This is a genomic window from Rhizobium sp. F40D2 (assembly GCF_051810745.2).
Taxonomy (GTDB): domain Bacteria; phylum Pseudomonadota; class Alphaproteobacteria; order Rhizobiales; family Rhizobiaceae; genus Rhizobium.
The window spans coordinates 599,791-618,706 of the sequence record NZ_CM131436.1 but is presented as its reverse complement, the minus strand read 5'-3'; the positions used below and the strand labels follow the sequence as shown (position 1 = coordinate 618,706).

Genomic DNA, 18,916 nt, shown 5'->3' with positions numbered 1-18,916 from the left:
GCTGCTCTGTGCAATCCGCCGAGAGCGCATATCGACCTTGTTGTTTTCTAGCAAACGGCCCGTCCTTCGTGGGGCGGGCCGGACCTGTGGCCCCTCGCAGGCGGCCGCGCTCTAGCGCCGCTGGTTCGGCAGCACGCCAGCGCGTTTGTCGGCCTCGATTGCCGAGATCACGTCAGCATAGGGTTCCTGGCGGGCGACGCTCCAATAGCGCAGCTCGTCGAGCGGGATCTGTTTTCCCGTCATCGCGCAGACGACATAGGAGCCGGGCGAGAGAATCTGGAAATCGCCATCGAGATACCGGATCTTCGCCTCGCGATTTCCGTGCCCTTCGAACAAATTCATGCGCTCCGTTCCCTGCAGCCTGTCATCCGTTAAAGCATGTCGCACAAAAGTGTGCCGCGGTTTTTGCGATCACGACATGCGGAAAACCAAAGACCTAAAGCGTGGGCCAAGCGGATCTAAAAGATCGCGGCACGCTTTAGTCTGCCATACTCCCGCAAAGGCGGCTTTTCCAGCTTTTTCAGCTTCTGCCGAAAAGCCGTTCGATATCGCTGAGCTTCAGTTCGATATAGGTCGGCCGGCCGTGATTGCACTGGCCGGAGCCGGGCGTCACTTCCATTTCCCGTAGCAGGGCGTTCATTTCCTCCGGCCGCAGCCGCCGTCCGGAGCGCACCGATCCGTGGCAGGCCATGGTCGCCGCCACATATTCGAGCTTGGCCGACAGGCCCGACGCCGTGTCCCATTCGGCAATCTCGTCGGCAAGCTGGCGGATCAGGCCATGCGCATCGACTTCGCCGAGCATCGCCGGCGTTTCGCGCACGGCAATCGCCCCGGGGCCGAAACGCTCGATCGCCAGGCCGAGTTCGGAAAGCTCGCCCGCATGCTGCATCAGCCGGTCGCAATCCTCTTCCGGAATATCGACGATCTCCGGAATGAGCAGCACCTGCGAGGCCAGCCGCTTCGAATGCAACGCCTTGCGCATCGCCTCGAAGACCAGCCGCTCATGGGCGGCATGCTGGTCGACGATGACAAGCCCGTCCTCCGTCTGGGCGACGATGTAATTGGCGTGGATCTGCGCCCGCGCCGCGCCCAGCGGATAACGCGCGACTGCGTCGGCCGCTGCCGACTGCGGCGAAAACGGCGGTTCCGCCCGCGCTGTCGGCATCGAGAGCCCGTCGAAGGAGGCCTGCGGCCGTTCACCGAGACCGCTTGCCGGCTGGTAGGGACGGGAAGGCGAGGTCTCGGCCGACCATGCCGTCTGCGGTCGCTGCGCGTATGGCTGAAAACCGGGACGGAAGGAGCGCAGCATGTCGCTTGCCCCGGTCGTTGCCGCCCGGCTGCCGTCGCGGGCCAGGGCCTCGCGGATGGCGCCGACGATCAGGCCGCGCACCAGGCCGGGGTCGCGGAACCGCACGTCGGATTTCGCCGGATGCACGTTGACGTCGACGAGGGCTGGGTCGAGGGTGATCGACAGCACCACCACCGGATGGCGGCCTGACGGGATCGTCTCGGCATAGGCACCGCGGATCGCCGACAGGATCAACTTGTCCTGCACCGGCCGGCCGTTGACGAAGGCGTATTGATGGGCGGAGTTGCCGCGATTGAAGGTCGGCACGCCGGCAAATCCGGTGAGTGAAATCTCTTCGCGCACGGCGTCGAGCGCGATGGCGTTGTCGCGGAATTCCTTGCCGAGCACCTGCGCCATGCGCGCCAGATGGTCGTCGCCGGTCGCCGGAAATTCCAGCGTCGTGCGGTCAGAGCCAGACAGCACGAAGCGCACGGCGGGAAAGGCGATCGCCATGCGTTTGACGATCTCGGTAATGGCGCCGGCCTCGGCCTTCTCAGTCTTCAGGAATTTGAGCCGGGCGGGGGTCGCGAAGAAAAGATCGCGCACTTCGACGATCGTGCCGGGATTGGCGGCGGCCGGGCGCAAATGCACGATCTTGCCAGCATTGACGGCGATCTCGTGGCCGCCTGCGCTGTCGCGCCTGCGGCTGGCGATGCTGAGCCTTGCAACCGAGCCGATCGAGGGCAGCGCCTCGCCGCGGAAGCCGAGCGTGCGGATATCCTCCAGCGTCTCCGATAGTTTCGAGGTGCAGTGGCGCCTGACCGCCAGTTCCAGATCGGCCGCATCCATGCCCGAGCCGTTGTCGCTGACCCGCAGCAGCGCCTTGCCGCCGCCTGATGTGGCGATCTCGATGCGCGTCGCGCCTGCATCGAGCGCGTTTTCAATCAGTTCCTTGGCAGCGCTCGCCGGCCGTTCGATGACTTCGCCGGCGGCGATCTGGTTGATGAGCGTTTCGGAAAGCTGTCTGATGGCCATGGGCCATTTTCGAGGATTCGCGGGCCGGAGGGAAGGGGTTTCGACGTGCTTTCGCAAAGCTTAATCCGAGGGCCCCCGCAAAGCTGGGGATCGATAATGTTAAGCCGGTTTTAATATAAAAATGGCATTTCTATTCATATACCTCCGGAAGCTTTCGAAATCGAACAGATGTGGGACGCAATAGAATGAGTGCCGGCTCCGAAAAGGCGGACACATCATCGGAAACCGACGGGATTTCCGGCGGGGTCGATCTGCAGACGGCGCTTTTCGATGTGGTTTGCGACAGCCTTTCGTCAGCTTTCATCATCTATGACAAGAACGATCATCTGATCTTCGCCAGCCGCCAGACGCTGGAGTTCTTCCCGCTGCCCCCGGAGATGCTGAAGCCCGGCACGCGGCTTCGCGATTTCCTCGGCGCAGTCTACGATACCGGCATTCGCCAGCAATACGACGTGAAGCAGCGCGGCTCGCTGAGCCGCGAGGACTGGCTGTCGCAGAAAATCGCCTCGCATTGGCGCGAGCGCTTCGAATCCGTCGAGCGCCACGCTGCCGACAGCTGGGTGCGTTTCGTCAAACGCAGGCTGTCCGGCGGTTACGGCGTCACCATCATTTCCGATATTTCCGAGGATAAGAAGCGCGAAGAGCAATGGCGCTCGGATCTGGAGCGGGTGCAGCTCACCGAGGACATTCTCGACAATCTGCCGTTCCCGCTCTTCGTCAAGGACCGCAGCCTCACCTATGTCGCGGTCAACCTCGCCTTCTGCGAGAAATATCAGACGACCGCCGACGAGGTGCTCGGGCGCAAGAGCCGCGACCTTTTTTCCGTCGAGATCGCCGAGCGCTTCGAAGAAAGCGACCGTCATGTGCTGGAGAGCGGCGAGATGTCCATCTCCCGCCAGCGGCAGATCTCTCGCGACGGCATCGAGCGCGACATCGTCAGCCGCAAGCACCGCATCGGCAAGCCGGGCCGCTATTTCCTGGTGTCGACCATGCAGGATCTGCCGCGCGATGGTGCCGATCTCGATGAGTTCGGACGGGCCTCGGCGATCACCACCTCAAGCAATCAAAGCTATCGCCGCGCCTATGTGCCGGTGCCGAGCGCCGTCGAACGGCGCGAGCCGGCGGCGATGGAAGCGATCGTTCCGGAGAATTTCTCCGGCCGCAAGGTCCTCGTCGTCACCGCCGATCTTGCCGCCGAGACCGCGGCGCTGCGGACGCTGTCGAAATACGGTTTCGAATCCTGTTCGGTCCGCGGCGAGGACGAGGAGGAGCGGTTCCTGGAAATTGCCACTTCCTCCGGCATTTCGCTCGATCTCTTGATCATCGACAACCAGATGGGCATGCGCTGCCTCGAGCTTGCCGAGCAATATGGCATCCCGGCGCTCGTTATGGACGGTTTCCAGATCGCCAACGAGCTCACCTTTCAGATCGCCCGCCATTTCAACCGCAATAGCCGCAATGACGGCACCGGTGCGGATTCGGATTGGGAAATCAGCACCTCCGACGACGTCGTCCGGCTGCAGGTTCTCGTCGCCGAAGACAATGATATCAACCAGATCGTTTTTTCGCAGATCCTTGAAGGCCTTGGTTATCGCCATACGATCGCGGCGACCGGCGATGAGGCCGTGCGCCTCTGGGCCGAGCACCGGCCGCAGATCGTGTTGATGGATATTTCGCTGCCAGGCTTCAACGGCTTCGAAGCCGCCCGCCTCATCCGGCAGATGGAGGAAACCGGCGGCGCAAGCCGCACTCCGATCATCGGCGTCCTCACACAGGCCTTCGAACGAGACCGCGCCGAATGCGCCAAAGCAGGCATGGACGATGTCATCATGAAACCCGTCAGCCCCGATATGCTCGAGGCCATCTTCCAGCGGCATCTGATGGATGAATCCATGCGGGCGCGAGGTTGATGCATGTCATCAGACATGTGGAGCGGTCCGGGCTAACGACATAAAAAACCAAGGATTTGAACCGGGACCACCCGTCAACTCCTGGATTCTGGGGTGGTTCTAGCGGCAATGCCTGCTGATTTACTATCAAATAATTAAGACATGCCGGTCATTCTTTGCTTGGCGCGGGAAAGCTCGGGTGAATGATGAAATCGGCGGACATAGCTTTCTCGACCGTCGGTCAGAATGAGCTTCAGGCGATGGCCTATACCGATCCGCTGACCGGATTGGGAAACCGCAATCGCATGCGGGACAAGGTCCTGCAGATCTCCTCCGAGCGCGCCAGTGACCCGGCTCCCTTCACCATCGGCATCGCCAATCTCGACAGTTTCAAACCGATTAACGATCTTTTCGGCTCGGCCGCCGGCGACGAAATCCTTTGCCAGGTCGCCCATCGCCTCAGGGCCTGCATTCCCGATGGCGCGCTTGTCACCCGCCATGACGGAGATGAATTCGCCTTTGTGCTGCCGCTGGTTTTCGAGCGGGCGAGTGCCGAAAAATTTGGCCAGATGATCCGCGAGGTTCTGTCGGCCCCTTATGATCTCGGCGACCGCAACGTTCGTCTCTCGGCCTCCCTCGGCTTTGCCATCTACCCGTTCGCCGGAGAAGATTGCGAGGAGCTGCTGAAGAGCGCCGAAACCGCCCTCTACCGCTCCAAGCGCCGCGGCCGCGGCCAGATCACCGTCTATTCACGCGAGATCGCCCAGGAAATGAAGCGCGCCACGCAGTTGGAGCAGGCGCTCAGAAACGCCATCATCTCAGACGCGATCGACGTGCATTTTCAGCCGATCGTCTCGCTCTCCAACAATCAGGTGGTCGGCTTCGAGGCGCTCGCCCGCTGGAACGACCCCGATCTCGGCTTCGTCTCGCCCGGCGTCTTCGTGCCGCTCGCCGAAGAGCGCGGCTTCATCGATGCGCTGTCGGAGGCGCTGCTGCGCAAAGCCGCCGAAGCCGCCCTTTCCTGGCCGCGCGAACTTTTCCTGTCGTTCAACCTCTCTTCGGCCCAGCTGATGGATCCGGGCACCAGCAGCAGCGTCCTGTCGATCCTCGGCCGCGTCGGCTTCGATCCGCATCGCCTGGAATTGGAGATCACCGAGACTGCGGTGATGAGCTCGGCCGATACCGCTCACCGCATCATCGCCGATTTGCGCGCCGCCGGCGTGCGCATTTCTCTCGACGATTTCGGCACCGGCCAGTCGAGCCTCGGGCGGCTGCGGGACTTCATCTTCGACAAGATCAAGATCGACCGCGCCTTCGTCTCCCGCATCAACTCCGACCGCGCCTCCGAACACATCATCAAGGCGATCCTGACCATGTGCGACGGCCTGGAGCTGGAAGTCGTGGCTGAAGGCATCGAGGATTATGCCGAGGCGGTGAAGTTGCGCATGCTCGGCTGTGGCATGGGCCAGGGCTATCACTTCGGCCGCCCGGCGGACGGGATCGCCACGCTGCGCTTTCTGCACGAGAACTATTACGATCCGGCCATGGTGGAGCGCGCCAGCGCATAAAGCATGATGCCGAAAAGTGTGCGCGGTTTTCTCATGACATCATGCTCAAATGCATGTCGCCCGGATGTGTGCAGCGGTTCCGGGATAACGACATGCATCAAAATAAAGAGCTAAAGCGCGTCGCAGGAATCAAGCCTGACGCGCTTTAGCGACCGGCATAAAAAAGCGATGGCGCCCCTAGGAGCGCCATCGCCTACGCTATACTACCGCGCGGTTTTTCTGGCCCGGCTAGCTTGCACGCCAATTTACTTGGGCGTTGTCGAGCCGGTTGCCGTAGTGTCGGTGCCGGTCGCAGCCGGAGCCTTTTCGGCCGACTGCATTGCCAGCGTCTTGAACTCAGGTGCGGCCTTCAGCGATTCAGCCGTTTCGCTCGTCGTCAGCTTGACGCTGCCATCCTGAGTATTCTGGGCGACGGTGATCTTTTCCATCGGCACGGCGACGTTCTTTTCGCCGATACCGAGAAAGCCGCCGACGCCGACGATCGCAGCAACGAAACCGCCGTCCTTCTTGAGGATCAGGTCATTGACGCTGCCGATGCTTTCATTGTTGCCGTTATAGACCGACTGGCCGATATAGGTGTTGGCGCTGACCTGGTCGGGAGACTGCTCCGTGATATAGCCGGCCTGCGCCGTGTCTGCCGTTGGGGCTGCAGCCGGAGCCTGTGCGGCATCGCCTGCGGGCTTGGTGACATCAGGGGTCATCGGCTTCGGTGCTGCCGGATCGGCGGGAGCCGCCTGCGTCGGAGCGGCGGGGTCAGCCGGCTGCGGCGCCGCCTGCGAGAATGCCGCCGGTGCGAAAGCCGTGGCAAACAGTGCGCCAGCGGCAACGGTCGTCAAGAGTTTGCGTGTCATTTCGAACCTACCTTCAGTTCCTAGAGTGGTCGCTGACGCGGCAATTTCTGTGTCATTGCCGCGCCGGTTCGAAAGGAAAATGACTGGTGGGCCGATTGGTTCCGGTTGAAAACACGGAAAATTTCTCGATTTTCAAGGAACATTTATCGGGCAACCGCTACCAGAACGAGAAAAGGCGCCCCCAGTCTGGAGCGCCTCTGATTGTTACGGGCAAGCTGTCTTCAGATCACGTAGACCGGATCGAACACCCCTTTGACCTCGATGCCGAGTTCGAGCAGCGCGCCGGCGCTCGGCTGCGCAGAACGTGCATCTTCGTCGAGGCCCTCCCAGGCGGTCGTCACCGCCAGCCGGTCGGCATTGACGCCGATGAAGGCAGGGCAGGAGGGCTGGACGGCAGGCACCTTGTAGCGCGAGATGCGCAACCCGTCGGGATTGTAACGGTCGACGACGCCAGCACCCCAGCGCGAATTCCAGATATAACCATCGGCATCGACCACCGAGCCGTCGATGTCGCCGGGCTCGTTGGCGCTGTCGACCAGCACGATCGGCTCGCCCGAGGGCATGCCGGTGTTCGGATCGACCATGACGCGCATCAGCCGGTTGAGGCGGGAATCCGTGTAATAGCCGATCGTGCCGTCCGGCGAGAAGCAGATCGAATTCGGGATGCTGATGCCATTGAAGATCTTCGTCACCTTGCCGCCAGCGACATGATAGATGGCGCCGGCCTGGCTTTCCGCCCGCTTGCTCATCGTGCCGATCCAGAGTGCACCGGAAGGATGGGTGCGGCCGTCGTTCGAACGGTTCTCCGGCCTGTCGTTTTCGAGCGCAGCGTAGAAGGTGAGATTGCCGCTGGCGACATCGCGGACGAAAAGCCCTTCCTCCGTCGCGATCAGCTGCCGTCCGGCGTCGATACGGGCAAGCACGCTCGCCATGGCAGGCAATGGATGCACCTTTTTCGCGCCTGTGGAAAGATTGAGCTCGTGCAGTTCCTTGCCGAGAATGTTGAACCACCAGACAGTGTCGCTGTCCGGATCATAGGTCGGACCTTCGCCGAGAACGGAATTGGTGTTGCAAAGGGTCTTGCCCTTGAACTCGTAGATATCGGTCATACGCTCACGCTCCCAATGGCTGCATCATAGGCGTAAATGGTCGCCTTGGCGCGCTCGGCAACCTCTGATGCGGTCATTCCCGGCTTGTAGAGGCTGGTGCCGAGCCCGAAGGCGAAGATGCCGGCCTTGGTATAATCGCCGAAATTCTTGTCCGACACGCCGCCGACGGCGGCAATCGTCAGTTCCGACGGCAGGATCGCCCGGATCGCGGTGATGCCGGAAGGGCCAAGCACGCTTGCCGGAAAGAATTTGAGACCGGTGGCGCCGGCCCGCGCTGCGGCGAGCGCCTCCGTCGGCGTAAAGACGCCCGGCATCGTCACCATGCCGTATTGCCGCGCCCGGATGATCACCTCGGGCTCGACATTCGGCGTGACGAGCAGCGTGCCGCCGGCCGCATGCAGGCTGTCGACCGCCTCGACCGTCAGCACCGTGCCAGCGCCGATCAGCACCTCGGCCGGCGCCATCTTGGCGGCGATCTCGATCGATTTGAACGGCTCCGGCGAATTGAGCGGGATCTCGATCGCCGTCAGGCCATTGTCGATCAGGGCGCCGACCACGCTTTCGGTTTCGTCGGGACGGATGCCGCGGAGGATGGCGATCAGCGGGCGCTTCATGTCGGGGAAGGGGATACGGTTCATCGTGTCGGCTTTCTCAATTCGGCCAGATGGCTTCGGCGGCGGCCGAAAGCCCGCGGCGCACGGCGGCGTCCGCATCGATGGCGGTGAAGGGAAGGAAGAGTGTTTTGAAGGCCTGTTCGTAGAGCGCCTGCAGGCGCCCGGAGGCGACCAGGGTGATGCCTGAGTTGGCCGCATCCTGCAGCGCGCCGGCGATTTCAAGGCCGATCAGCGTGCCGGAGAGTCGGGCTTGCGCGGCGGCGGCCGAGATCCCGTGCAGGAGCTGGCCCGAGCGGGCGGTAAAGAGCAGGTTGGAGGCAAGCGCGGGCCGCGCGAAAGCGGCCGAGACCGCCGCCTCGAAGGCTGCCGCATCGGCCGGCTGCTCTTCGGCGCCGGCAACCGCATGCGAAAGGATCGTGTGTTTGCTGATGACGTCGAAAAGTTCGCCGGTCATGAAGGTCGAAAAACCGGTGACCTTGCCGTCGCCCACATGCACCCACTTCGAATGGGTGCCGGGCATGCAGACCGCCTGGGCGCCCGAGCTTGCGCTGCCGAGCGCGCCGAGAAGCTGGGTTTCCTCGCCGCGCATGACGTCGGGTGTCGCCATATCCCGCTGGGCAAGCCCCGGCAGAATGCGGATGTCGCGGCTTTCTCCAGGCACGGAGACCGCCGCAGTCAGGATCGAGGCGAGCGGGGCCGGCACGTCGATATAACCGGCCTCGACCCAGCCCTGCCGTGCGCCGGCCATGCCGCAGACGATCACCGGAAGGCTCTCAGGCGCCTCGACGGCGGCGAGGTGGCCTGATAGCACGGCGGAAAAGCCGGTTTTTGCTGCACTCGTCATGCCTTCGCCGCTGCGGCGCTCGGCAAGCACGCTGCCGTCCCTGCCGATCAGCCACAGCCGAAAGCTGCTGGTGCCCCAGTCCACCGCGACATAAGCGGGATTAGCCATTACAGAATGCCTCCATCGACAATCAGGGACTGGGCGGTCATTCCAGCCGCGCAGTCGGATGCAAGAAACAGGCAGGGACCGACGATCGCGTCGGGCTTGAGCGCGACTTTCAGGCACTGCTGCTCGACCGAGCGCGCGATGCTCTCTTCGGTCAGCCAAAGCTGCATCTGCCGTTCGGTGACGACCATGCCGGGCAGAATGCAGTTGACCCGGATATTCTCCGGCCCGAGCCTGCCGGCCATGCTCTTCGTCAGCCCGACGACTGCAGCCTTCGCCGCCGCATAGGCGGGAAAACCGCCCATGTTCAGTTTGAAGGCGATCGACGACATATTGATGATCGCCCCGCCGCCGGCCGCCCGCATCGACGGCGCTGCTGCCTGGGAGGTGAAGAACACATGCCGCAGGTTGACCGCTTGGTTGTTGTCCCAATAGGCCTCGGTCACCGCGTCGAAATCATGACGGTCGTCCCAGGCGGCATTGTTAACGAGCACCCGGATCGGCCCCGAGCTCGCAACGACGGTATCGACGGTGCGCCGGATCGCCTCGATGTCGCGCAGGTCGGCATGGTGAAAGGAGACCGGATGCGTTGTCTCCCCCGATAGCCTTTCGGCAAGCGCGCGGCCGGCGGTCTCGGCGATGTCAATGAAGGAGACCTTGGCGCCCTGGCGCGCGAAGCCTTCGACGATTGCAGCGCCGATGCCCGATCCGCCGCCGGTCACCAGCACGGTTCGGTCTCTGAACTCCGAAAATTGTGCCGGCATCGCAGTCGCCTTTTGCTATTCTAAGACGTTCCATTATTTGGAACTATATTTGACTATATGGAATTATCGAATTATGCTGGCCTTGCTGTCAAGGGCGGACGAGATGATGAATTCAAATAGCGAAAGCATGGCGCAGACCCGCGAGACCGGCACGCTCGGCAAACTGATGGTTCTGCTCGATCTCGTCACCCATGCCGATGCGCCACTGCGTTTCACCGATATCCTGGCCCTTGCCGGCCAGCCGCGCGGCACCTTGCATCGCCAGCTGAGCCATCTGGTGGAGGAAGGCCTGCTTGAACTTGATGGCGAGGGGCGTTATGCGCCGGGCCTGCGCCTGCTCGATTTTGCCGCACGCGGCTGGGCGCGTAACGAATTCCGCCTGATTGCCGAGCCGCACCTTGCCGATCTGCAGCAGGCGACTGGCGAGACGGTGCATCTGGGTGTTTTGAGGGGCCAGTCGATCATCTATCTCGACAAGGTCGACGGCCGTCAGCCGGTGCGCATGTATTCGCAGATCGGCAATGCCTCGCCCTGTTACTGCACCGGTGTCGGCAAGGCGGCCCTGTCGCTGCTGCCGGCCGATTTCCTCGCCGATCTTCTCGCCGGCCTGAACTTCACCCGCTTTACCGCCTCGACCCATCTCTCGGCCGAATCGCTGCTTGCCGAAATCCACGAGATCGGTGACCAGGGCTATGCCTTCGACCGTGAGGAGCATGAGGCGGGCATTCGCTGTGTCGCCGCCCCCTATGGTCGCAGGATCGGAGCTTTATCGGTGGCATTTCAATTACCGGGCCGGCCTATCGTTTGTCGATGGAACTTCTGCGCCAATGGGCCGTTCCAGTTCAGCTGGCAGCTGGAAGGATCATGGAAGACATGCGCATCCGGCTCGGCCCGCGCCGCTAAACGCGATCAGACAGCATGCTTATGATGAGGGCGATATTGAGATTTGCCGGCGAATCACGACAACTGCAAATAGTCCGAGAAATCGACAACCACTCACCGGCCGAACGCCTCTATGCGGTGGCCGATTCCACGTGATCCAATCATTGATCGTTATTCTCCGAGGCAATCGAACCGGCCGTTGTGCCGAAGATGAAGAAATGTGATGGCACCCTTGTCGCAAATATCCCAGGAAGACGACGACTACATCAAGGAAATAGCCGGCCTGAAAACCCAGTTCGATATTTTCCGGTTCCTGAAACGCGTGACGAAAGCCTATCGCAGCCGTGCCTTCTTGGTTCTCAACCTGCCGCCGGTCACCTCCCTGGATATCCAGGGCAGCACCGTCATCACCAGCTGGCCGGCCGAGCTTCTGGCGCTCTATGACCAGGAGGGACTGCTGGTCAACAGCCCGGTTCTAAGGCGGCTCAGAACATCGGCGCGGCCCTTCTTCTACGACATGTCGCGCGAGAACTGGTCGCGGGACGATGGCAAGTCCATGCTCGTCGCCTCGCTGTTCGAACGTTTCGGGATGATGCGCGGCGCCTATTTCCCGACGCATGAGCCATCCGGTGTGCGCGGCGCCGTCTCTTTTGCCGGCGACCGCGAGCCGTTCAGCCCGGCCGAGATGCGAGAACTCTGCTATATCTCCATCCATGTCTATGACAGGCTCGCCGAGATCCGTAACCTCGATACTCGCATCACCGACACGCTGACCGACCGGGAAGTCGATTGCCTCAACTGGACGGCCGCCGGCAAGACCAGTGCTGAAATCGCCGAAATCCTCACCCTCTCCGAGCACACGGTCAATCATTACCTCAACCGTGCCACCAAGAAGCTCGACACGGTCAACCGCACCCAGGCGGTGGCCAAGGCGCTGCGGATCGGTCTGATCAAATAAGGTGCAAAAGGCACGGCCGGTGTTCGCCAGGCGCCCAGCGCGTGGGCATATGCCGGCCGCTTGTGGCCGTGCTCACGCCGCGTATGTGCCATTTGCGCCGATTTTCCGTCTGGCACGCTTTCTGCTTCTCTTTTGCCAGAGGCCCAGAGGGGACTTGGACCAGCGCCAGGAAATGGCGCGGCCGCACACCACTGCCCGACGCCGATGCCGCTTTTCCCGAGCCTTCAGTGTCGGCAGCGGTTGTTGCGTTTTGGCACCGCCGCTTGCGCAGCTGCGCGTGGTTTGGCCTTCCCGCTTCATTTTTCGCTGGCCTTTTTGTCGGCTTGCTCTAGTTCGCCCCGGATTGCGCCGGTTCTCGGGGAGACCGTTGCGGCCATCAGGGCGAAAGCCCGGCGGACTTGATGGCCGCAACGGATTGCCCATTCTCGCCGGTGCTTTTTGCCAGCCGGCAAATCGATTTTCCCGCCGATGATTTTGTTTGGCGAAGGCGTCCGTCTCCACTATCTGTGATCGAGAAGCAGCAGTGAGGGTGGAATGACCGACGTCACCAAGGAACAGGTTCTCGAAACGCTGAAGACCGTGCGTGGACCGGATCTCGAGCACGATATCGTCGAGCTCGGCATGGTTTCCGATGTCTTCATCTCCGATGGCAAGGTTTATTTCTCCATCACCGTTCCGGCCGATCGCGCCAAGGAGCTGGAGCCGATGCGGCTCGCCGCCGAGCGCGTCGTCAAGGCAATGCCTGATGTCAAGGGCGCGCTCGTCGCACTGACTGCAGACAAGAAAGCGGCCGCCGCCGCTCCGGCTGCCCGCCCGGCGCCGAACCCGCCGCACGGCCATGCCGGCCACGATCATCAACATGATCACCAACATAGGCACGGGGGCCACGCCCATGCCCCGCAACAGTCGCCGCCGCGGGCCGGCAAGATCGGCGTTCCCGGCATTGGCGCCATCATCGCCGTCGCCTCGGGCAAGGGAGGGGTCGGCAAGTCGACCACCGCCGTCAACCTGGCGCTCGGCCTGCTCGCCAACGGTTTGCGCGTCGGCATTCTCGACGCCGACATCTATGGCCCCTCGATGCCGCGGCTGTTGAAGATATCCGGCCGTCCGACCCAGATTGATGGCCGCATCATCAATCCGATGGAGAATTACGGCCTCAAGGTCATGTCGATGGGCTTCCTCGTTGACGAGGAGACGGCGATGATCTGGCGCGGTCCGATGGTCCAGTCGGCGCTCCTGCAGATGCTGCGCGAAGTCGCCTGGGGCGAGCTCGACGTGCTCGTCGTCGACATGCCCCCCGGCACCGGCGACGCGCAATTGACCATGGCCCAGCAGGTGCCGCTTGCCGGCGCCGTTATCGTCTCAACGCCGCAGGATCTCGCCCTGATCGATGCGCGCAAGGGCCTCAACATGTTCCGTAAGGTCGAAGTGCCGGTGCTCGGTATCGTCGAGAATATGAGCTATTTCATCGCGCCGGATACCGGCACCCGCTACGATATCTTCGGTCATGGCGGCGCTCGCAAGGAGGCCGAACGCATCGGTGTGCCCTTCCTCGGCGAAGTGCCGTTGACGATGAATATTCGCGAGACCTCCGACGCCGGCACGCCGCTTGTCGCCTCCGAGCCGAACGGCGTCGTCGCCGGCATCTATCGCGGCATCGCTACCAAGGTCTGGGAGCAGCTCGGCGGCCAGACCCAGCGTCCCGCCCCGACGATCGTCTTCGAATAAGCGCTGTCATCGGCAGCAGTGCGGCCGTTCCGAGCGACGCTCCCAGCGGCCGAATCGTGACCCTCAGCGCCCCAAATTGTGGGGGAAACGTGGTGAAAAGCCGCGCTTCACGGAAGATGTCTTGATTATTTCACGGCTTTGCTGCATATGCCGCGGCGCCATGATGGCGTTTGCTGCAGATGCTCAATGACGGTAGTCTTCGTTTTCGAAGGGTCGCCTCGCCTGCAAGTTCGGAGTTGTCTTGTCGATCGAAGGATTGGTAACTGCGATGCGGTGGAGCACAACGCGCATGCCGGCCTTTGAGGTTGCATGCAGCCGGAGTCGTATGAACTTTCCTGATCCGTTTCTGCTTCGACCCTGGACCGGCGACCCTTGCGTTGCCGCGTTGGCGGCCGCATGGAAAGGCTGCCGGTGATCACCGCTTACTGTTCCAATTGCAGGTCGGTCGAGATCCGCGATCTGTCGCATCCGGCATCCTTCCCTGAGGATGTCGTCTGGATCGACATGATCGAGCCGAGCCGCGACGAGGAACTCTATGTCGAGAAGGTTCTCGGCATCGAGGTTCCGACCCGGGACGACCTCAAGGATATCGAGCCCTCCGCCCGTCTCTATGTCGAAAACGACGCCGTTTTCATGACAGCCTCGCTTCTGTGGAAGGCGGAGACCGACGCGCCGACGCTGACCGATGTCGCCTTCATCCTGGCCGGAAACCGGCTGGTCACCATCCGCTACGCCCATCCCAAATCCTTTGCGCTGTTCATCGCCGCCCTTCACCGCCTGCCGGAAAACTGGCGTAGCGGCGCCGCCCTTCTCGCCAAGCTGCTGGAGACGATCGTCGACCGCACCGCCGAGATCCTCGAGGTCTCCGTCTCGCGCCTCGACATCTTGTCGATGCATGTCTTCGGCGACCGGGCGAAGAAGACGCGCAAGCCCTCCAATTACCTCGAGGAGAAGCTGCGCGATATCGCCGGCTATCACCGGATGATCAGCAAGGTGCGCGACAGCCTCGGTTCGCTATCCCGCTTGCTGACCTTCTTTCACGCGATCCCGGCGCTCCAGCAGGACCGCGAGACGAAGGAACTCTGCCGCACCCTCTCGCGCGATATCCAGTCGCTGTCGGAGCACGCCGCCTTCGTTGCAGGCAACATCACCTTCCTGCTCGACGCTTCACTCGGCCTGATCAACATCGAGCAGAATTCGATCATCAAGATCTTTTCGATTGCCTCGGTGGTGTTCTTGCCGCCGACATTGGTCGCCTCCATCTATGGTATGAATTTTCAGGTCATGCCGGAGCTGGCCTGGGCCGCGGGTTATCCCTATTCGCTGGCCCTGATGGTGATATCAGCCGTCATCCCCTTTTTCTTTTTCCGCTGGAAAGGCTGGCTCTGAGGAGCCTGTTACAACTTCATGTCCGAAGAGAGCCATCCGAACAGATCCCAGATGACGCCGAAAAAGCTATTCTATCTCGCGCTCGGTTCCGTCGGCGTCGTCTATGGCGATATCGGCACCAGCCCGCTCTATGCCTTTCGCGAGGCATTGAAGCCCGTGGCCCATGACGGCCTCACCCGTTTCGAGGTGATCAGCCTGATCTCGCTGATGATCTGGGCGCTGACGATCATCGTCACCATCAAATATGTGCTGTTTTTGCTGCGCGCCGACAACGAGGGCGAGGGCGGCACGCTGTCGCTGCTTGCTCTTCTGATGAAGACCGCCAACGGCCATGCCGCCATGCTGATGCTGCTCGGCCTGATGGGGGCGGCCCTCTTCCTCGGCGACGCGATGATCACGCCGGCGCTGTCGGTGCTCTCGGCCGTCGAGGGCCTGAAGCTCGTCACGCCGCGGCTTTCGGAATATATCGTGCCGATCTCGGTGGTAATCCTGGCGCTGCTCTTCGTCGTGCAATCGCGCGGCACCGGTGCCGTCGCCAGGTTCTTCGGCCCGATCACCGCCGTGTGGTTCCTTGTCATGGCTGCCGCCGGCGTTTCCCATATCTCCGACGATTTCGGCATTCTCGCCGCCTTCAATCCCTATTATGCCGTCAGCTTCCTGCTGCATGAGGGCTTTTACGGCGTCGTCGTGCTCGGCGCCGTCTTCCTGACGGTGACGGGTGCCGAGGCGCTCTACGCCGATCTCGGCCATTTCGGCCGGCGTCCGATCCAGTGGGCCTGGTTCGCGCTGGTGTTTCCGGCGCTGACGTTGAACTATCTCGGGCAGGGCGCTCTCGTCCTCGGCAAGCCGGAGACGATGTCCGATCCCTTCTATCTGATGTTTCCGCAATGGGCGCTGCTGCCGGTCGTCATCCTGGCGACCGCCGCGACGATCATCGCCAGCCAGGCGGTCATCACAGGCGCGTTCTCGATGGTGCGCCAGGGCATCAACCTCGGCTTCCTGCCGCGCATGGAAATCCTCTTCACGTCGGAAACCAATACCGGGCAGATCTTCGTGCCTTCGGTCAATGCCGTGCTGTTCATCGGCGTCATCTTCCTGGTGCTGAGTTTCAAGACCTCGGACGCACTGGCGACCGCCTATGGCATCTCCGTCACCGGTGCCATGGTCGTCACCTCGATCATGGCTTTCGAATTCGTTCGCGCCCGCTGGAACTGGTCGCTTCCGGTGGCGGTGATCGCGCTCGCGCCACTGGTCGTGCTCGAACTGATCTTCCTCGGCGCCAACCTTTTGAAGATCCACGACGGCGGTTATATCCCGATCCTGATCGCCACCGCCTTTACCGTCATCATGTGGACCTGGCGCCGCGGCACCGCGATCCTGATGGAAAAGACCCGCCACACCGATATTCCGCTCCCCTCCTTCGTCAGTTCGATCGAGCGCAAGAGCGAACATTCGCCGGCCCAGGTTCCAGGCACCGCGATCTTCCTGACCAGCGACCCGGAATCGGCCCCCGCCGCCTTGCTGCACAATCTCAAGCACAATCATGTGCTCCACGACCGCAACGTCATCCTGACGATCCGCACCGTCAACAAGCCCCGTGTGCCCAGTCACGACCGCTATAAGGTCGAGCAGATTTCCGAGCGCTTCTCCCGGGTCGAACTGCTGTTCGGTTTCATGGAATCCCAAAACGTCTCGCAGGCCCTGGCGACGCTGCGCAAGACCGGGCTGAAGTTCGACATCATGTCGACCTCCTTCTATCTCGGCCGCCGCAAGCTGGTGCCGGACGCCAAATCCGGCATGCCCTACTGGCAAGACCGGCTTTACATCGCGCTTGCCAACGCTGCCGCCAACCCCTCGGACTACTTCCGCCTGCCGGCCAACCGCGTGGTGGAACTGGGGTCGCACGTTATTATTTGATGGCTGGAAAGAAGGGTGCGGACACACCCCAACGCGAAATTACCAGCCACATTAGAACATGCGAAACTTCGCATAGTCACATTCCGGCACGCCCCGTTAACCCGACGTCAAGGTTAATGAGAGATTTTCGATGGAATGTTCCTGCGTTCCATGCCCGGAGTTGGTGTTGCGTCGAAAGAGCTCTTCCCGTAGCAAGCTGCGTCTTCTTCCCGAGAATTGGGTGTCGCCCGCAATCTTCGGGCTCGCCGGCTGGCTGATTTTCCCGAGCGTTGCATCCCATGCCGATCTCGCCGCCATGCTGGCCGGTCTCGATCGGGAGGGGGAGAACTGGCGCATGGTGCTGACCAATTCGCCAGCCGGCTCGATCCATCAGGCCGAACTTGCCTTTTCCGATCCGGCGGTGACAGGCTCGATTTCGTCAGGCGCCGGCATGGTGCTTCCCGATGGCCGCAAGGTCGCTTTCACCGCCAAGAAAAAGGCCACGAGGACACGCCAGATGAAGATCGCGTCAACCGCGGCGCCAAGAAAGGCCGCGTCGTCGCCGTCGAGAGGATGCAGCCGCCGAAGGATTTTTCCGCCGGCTCGATCCTGGAGCGCACCAGAATGCTCTTCACCCCGAGCTTCGATCTCAGGGAGAGGTCGGCTTTCGTCAAGCCGAAGATCCAGGGCAAGGAAATCGAGATCGCCACTTCTTTCTATAGGAAGCAACCGGTGGTGACCGATAAGGGCGTGCCGGCAATGCTCGCAAGCCTCGTCACCAGCGACAAGGCCGACGTTCTGGCCACCGCCTATGGACCGGCGACACCCGACTATTCCCGCCAATCGCCATTCGATTCCATTCTGACCGAGAAGGACAGCGGCCGTTTCGTCCCGGAGATCGGCCCGCACGACCATGCCTGGGCCGCCAGCATATTGGCGCCGAGCGTCTTTTCCGCCCGCGAGCAACAGTGCCTTGCCTCAGGCATCTATTTCGAGGCGCGGGGTGAATCGGTGAAGGGGCAGGCGGCCGTCGCCCAGGTCATCCTCAACCGCGTCCGCAACCCGTCCTATCCGAAAACCATCTGCGGCGTCGTCTACCAGAACGAAGATTGGCGCAACCGCTGCCAGTTTTCCTTCGCCTGCGACAGCATCAAGGACAGGGTGAACTCGGAATATCACTGGCGGATGGCCCGCGATGTGGCGATGGCGGTGACATCAGGCAAGATCTGGCTGCCGCAGGTGGGCTCGGCGACGCATTACCATGCCGTCTATGTCAGACCGAAATGGGCAAAGACCATGGAAAAGGTCGGCCGCATCGGTCTTCACGTCTTCTATCGCACCTATGGCGGCGGCTGGAGCTGAGATAAATCGCTCGGGCAAGCCGATTTGCCGGGCTTAAAAGCGGATTCTTTCCATCGAATTTAAGAGATCGTAGCAGAAACGACCTATCTATCTGATTTAACGAAGTAATTTTATGGCTGGACAGAAGCTGCCTACGCCTTGACTATACCAATCCCTAAAACTATGTTGCGCGCGACTTCAGAACGGGCCGGAAGGGTTTCAACCTTCGCGTCCGGGGTCCGAATGACCGGGGTAGCGGGAGTGCGGGCGACGGGCAGGCGAGGAGAGATCCATGGCGGATGACCGCGAGGAAAGTCTTGAGAAGCGCCGTGCGCAACTGGAAGCGAAACTCGCGACCAAGCGCGTCGAGGCGAAAGTGGATGAGGCAAGCGAAGCCCGTGCCGAGGTAAGCCGCAAAGGTTATGCCCAGGCGATGAAGCTTTCCAGCGAGTTCATTTCCGCGATCGTCGTCGGTGCCGTTCTTGGCTATGTCTTCGACCGTTTTGTTGGCACGGCGCCTTGGGGAATGATTGTTCTTCTGCTTCTCGGATTCTGTGCCGGCGTTCTGAACGTGCTGCGTTCTGCGGGGGTGGTTGCCCATCCCCTGGGCGACAAAGACGACAAGAAATGAGGACCGGTTCCCGGTCCAGTGCAA

General features: G+C 61.8%; 14 protein-coding genes and 2 pseudogenes. 9 read left to right on the top strand and 7 right to left on the bottom strand.

What is annotated here, in order from left to right; genetic code table 11:
* Nucleotides 1–111 precede the first annotated feature (111 nt).
* Together ACS4RS_RS03070 and mutL are read right to left on the bottom strand one after the other, a co-directional pair.
* Entirely contained in the window at nt 112–342 is a 231-nt protein-coding gene (locus ACS4RS_RS03070) for a DUF2093 domain-containing protein (RefSeq protein WP_003588271.1), read from the bottom strand.
* A gap of 178 nt (nt 343–520) precedes the next feature.
* Nucleotides 521–2,323, bottom strand: a complete 1,803-nt coding sequence (gene mutL / locus ACS4RS_RS03065) for a DNA mismatch repair endonuclease MutL (protein ID WP_439008772.1) — start codon at nt 2,321–2,323, stop codon at nt 521–523.
* 185 nt (nt 2,324–2,508) lie between these two features.
* On the opposite strand from mutL, the gene ACS4RS_RS03060 reads away from it, so the two are divergent.
* Nucleotides 2,509–4,233: a response regulator gene (locus tag ACS4RS_RS03060; protein WP_439008773.1), complete on the top strand. Its 1,725-nt coding sequence runs from the start codon at nt 2,509–2,511 to the stop codon at nt 4,231–4,233.
* Nucleotides 4,234–4,415: 182 nt separating this feature from the next.
* On the top strand, nt 4,416–5,780 hold the full coding sequence (locus ACS4RS_RS03055) for an EAL domain-containing protein (protein WP_439008774.1): 1,365 nt from the start codon (nt 4,416–4,418) through the stop codon (nt 5,778–5,780).
* A 245-nt stretch (nt 5,781–6,025) separates the two neighbouring features.
* Here ACS4RS_RS03055 and ACS4RS_RS03050 read toward each other — a convergent pair whose 3' ends face one another.
* The 5 genes from ACS4RS_RS03050 to ACS4RS_RS03030 all read right to left on the bottom strand — a co-directional run bounded on the left by ACS4RS_RS03050 (nt 6,026) and on the right by ACS4RS_RS03030 (nt 10,067).
* The gene (locus tag ACS4RS_RS03050) at nt 6,026–6,631 is read right to left on the bottom strand and encodes a PRC-barrel domain-containing protein (RefSeq protein ID WP_097624018.1); all 606 of its coding nucleotides are present in this window, start codon (nt 6,629–6,631) and stop codon (nt 6,026–6,028) included.
* A gap of 221 nt (nt 6,632–6,852) precedes the next feature.
* On the bottom strand, nt 6,853–7,740 hold the full coding sequence (locus tag ACS4RS_RS03045; protein ID WP_439008775.1) for an SMP-30/gluconolactonase/LRE family protein: 888 nt from the start codon (nt 7,738–7,740) through the stop codon (nt 6,853–6,855).
* Nucleotides 7,737–8,378 (bottom strand): 2-dehydro-3-deoxy-6-phosphogalactonate aldolase, encoded by a 642-nt coding sequence (locus ACS4RS_RS03040; RefSeq protein ID WP_439008776.1) that lies wholly within the window; start codon nt 8,376–8,378, stop codon nt 7,737–7,739. Before ACS4RS_RS03040 ends, ACS4RS_RS03045 begins: the two co-directional genes overlap by 4 nt.
* Before the next feature lie 13 nt (nt 8,379–8,391).
* The gene (locus tag ACS4RS_RS03035) at nt 8,392–9,306 is read right to left on the bottom strand and encodes a 2-dehydro-3-deoxygalactonokinase (protein ID WP_439008777.1); all 915 of its coding nucleotides are present in this window, start codon (nt 9,304–9,306) and stop codon (nt 8,392–8,394) included.
* Complete coding sequence (locus tag ACS4RS_RS03030; protein ID WP_439008778.1) at nt 9,306–10,067, bottom strand: SDR family oxidoreductase; 762 nt, start codon at nt 10,065–10,067, stop codon at nt 9,306–9,308. The genes ACS4RS_RS03035 and ACS4RS_RS03030 overlap by 1 nt, the downstream gene beginning before the upstream one ends.
* A 106-nt stretch (nt 10,068–10,173) precedes the next feature.
* On the opposite strand from ACS4RS_RS03030, the pseudogene ACS4RS_RS03025 reads away from it, so the two are divergent.
* The 7 genes and pseudogenes from ACS4RS_RS03025 (at nt 10,174) to ACS4RS_RS02995 (ending at nt 18,892) form a co-directional block, all read left to right on the top strand.
* A pseudogene (locus ACS4RS_RS03025) lies at nt 10,174–10,970 on the top strand (IclR family transcriptional regulator).
* A 202-nt stretch (nt 10,971–11,172) separates the two neighbouring features.
* Nucleotides 11,173–11,907, top strand: coding sequence for an autoinducer binding domain-containing protein (locus ACS4RS_RS03020; RefSeq protein WP_439008779.1), 735 nt, complete (start codon nt 11,173–11,175; stop codon nt 11,905–11,907).
* A gap of 534 nt (nt 11,908–12,441) precedes the next feature.
* Nucleotides 12,442–13,635: an Mrp/NBP35 family ATP-binding protein gene (locus ACS4RS_RS03015; protein WP_449313868.1), complete on the top strand. Its 1,194-nt coding sequence runs from the start codon at nt 12,442–12,444 to the stop codon at nt 13,633–13,635.
* Between the two features lie 411 nt (nt 13,636–14,046).
* Nucleotides 14,047–15,024: a magnesium transporter CorA family protein gene (locus ACS4RS_RS03010; RefSeq protein WP_449313985.1), complete on the top strand. Its 978-nt coding sequence runs from the start codon at nt 14,047–14,049 to the stop codon at nt 15,022–15,024.
* A gap of 18 nt (nt 15,025–15,042) precedes the next feature.
* A complete protein-coding gene (locus ACS4RS_RS03005; protein ID WP_449313867.1) occupies nt 15,043–16,941 on the top strand; it encodes a potassium transporter Kup in 1,899 nt (632 codons plus the stop codon).
* A gap of 130 nt (nt 16,942–17,071) precedes the next feature.
* A pseudogene (locus ACS4RS_RS03000) lies at nt 17,072–18,282 on the top strand (cell wall hydrolase).
* A gap of 271 nt (nt 18,283–18,553) precedes the next feature.
* Nucleotides 18,554–18,892, top strand: coding sequence for an AtpZ/AtpI family protein (locus tag ACS4RS_RS02995; protein ID WP_439008783.1), 339 nt, complete (start codon nt 18,554–18,556; stop codon nt 18,890–18,892).
* Nucleotides 18,893–18,916: the final 24 nt, after the last annotated feature.

Bases quoted from the DNA above. Each gene is read 5' to 3' on its own strand.
- ACS4RS_RS03045 (WP_439008775.1), bottom strand. From the start codon at position 7,740: ATGACCGATATCTACGAGTTCAAGGGCAAGACCCTTTGCAACACCAAT.
- ACS4RS_RS03050 (WP_097624018.1), bottom strand. From the start codon at position 6,631: ATGACACGCAAACTCTTGACGACCGTTGCCGCTGGCGCACTGTTTGCC.
- mutL (WP_439008772.1), bottom strand. From the start codon at position 2,323: ATGGCCATCAGACAGCTTTCCGAAACGCTCATCAACCAGATCGCCGCC.
- ACS4RS_RS03055 (WP_439008774.1), top strand. From the start codon at position 4,416: ATGATGAAATCGGCGGACATAGCTTTCTCGACCGTCGGTCAGAATGAG.
- ACS4RS_RS03040 (WP_439008776.1), bottom strand. From the start codon at position 8,378: ATGAACCGTATCCCCTTCCCCGACATGAAGCGCCCGCTGATCGCCATC.
- ACS4RS_RS03020 (WP_439008779.1), top strand. From the start codon at position 11,173: ATGGCACCCTTGTCGCAAATATCCCAGGAAGACGACGACTACATCAAG.
- ACS4RS_RS03030 (WP_439008778.1), bottom strand. From the start codon at position 10,067: ATGCCGGCACAATTTTCGGAGTTCAGAGACCGAACCGTGCTGGTGACC.
- ACS4RS_RS03015 (WP_449313868.1), top strand. From the start codon at position 12,442: ATGACCGACGTCACCAAGGAACAGGTTCTCGAAACGCTGAAGACCGTG.
- ACS4RS_RS03005 (WP_449313867.1), top strand. From the start codon at position 15,043: ATGTCCGAAGAGAGCCATCCGAACAGATCCCAGATGACGCCGAAAAAG.
- ACS4RS_RS02995 (WP_439008783.1), top strand. From the start codon at position 18,554: ATGGCGGATGACCGCGAGGAAAGTCTTGAGAAGCGCCGTGCGCAACTG.
- ACS4RS_RS03070 (WP_003588271.1), bottom strand. From the start codon at position 342: ATGAATTTGTTCGAAGGGCACGGAAATCGCGAGGCGAAGATCCGGTAT.
- ACS4RS_RS03060 (WP_439008773.1), top strand. From the start codon at position 2,509: ATGAGTGCCGGCTCCGAAAAGGCGGACACATCATCGGAAACCGACGGG.
- ACS4RS_RS03035 (WP_439008777.1), bottom strand. From the start codon at position 9,306: ATGGCTAATCCCGCTTATGTCGCGGTGGACTGGGGCACCAGCAGCTTT.